The organism is Candidatus Hakubella thermalkaliphila, assembly GCF_013281975.1.
In the GTDB taxonomy this organism is placed as follows: Bacteria; Actinomycetota; Humimicrobiia; order Hakubellales; family Hakubellaceae; genus Hakubella; species Hakubella thermalkaliphila.
On sequence record NZ_BLRZ01000433.1, the window covers coordinates 1 to 625 of the forward strand.

At 48.0% G+C, this 625-nt stretch carries 1 protein-coding gene; it reads right to left on the bottom strand.

Annotated elements, in window-relative coordinates; all coding sequences use genetic code 11:
• Window positions 1–63: 63 nt before the first annotated feature.
• Window positions 64–534 carry a M48 family metalloprotease gene (locus HW443_RS12580; protein ID WP_176237370.1) on the bottom strand — a complete coding sequence of 157 codons (471 nt, stop codon included), beginning with the start codon at window positions 532–534 and terminating at the stop codon, window positions 64–66.
• Window positions 535–625 lie beyond the last annotated feature (91 nt).

Here is a 625-nt window from a genome sequence, read left to right on the forward strand (position 1 = left end):
CTCTGCTCAAAACCGTCAAAGAGGAACTCAGATTTCGAAACTGCACCCTAAAGAGAGCCCAAACTATTTCCCCCTGGCCAGGCTGATCCGTCTGGAAATAGAAGGATGGGTGTAGAAAAGGAACTCGATTAGAGGATGGGGGTTCTTGTCTGCCAGGTTGCGTTTCGCTACACCCTCCATAAACGAGACAAAAGCTTCTGGCTTACCTGTTAGATCCAGGGAGAAAAGGTCAGCCTGTCTTTCCCAGAATCTAGAAAAGGCGTTTTTGGCCGGAGAGAGAAGGAAGAGGAGCAGGGTGGATATTAAAAAGACCAGGGGCAAATTGGAGAGATCTCCAATGCCACCAGCTCCCCAGTATGCTTCAGGTCCCCAAAAGAAAACCTGTAAGGATATTAGAGCTAAGGTCATAGTTGCTGCTTGCAGTAGGGTCATTTTCCAGAGATGACCAAGCTGCTGGTGGCCCATCTCATGAGCCAGCACCACTTCCACCTGATCCTGAGTAAAGCCTTCTAGAAGAGTATCTCCCAGTACGATCTGACTGCATAAGAATTAGTGCCTATGGATACACTAGAACCCACGCTTCCTTGTGGAAGTGATAAGAATAATGCTTTAACTAGTGCCGGAG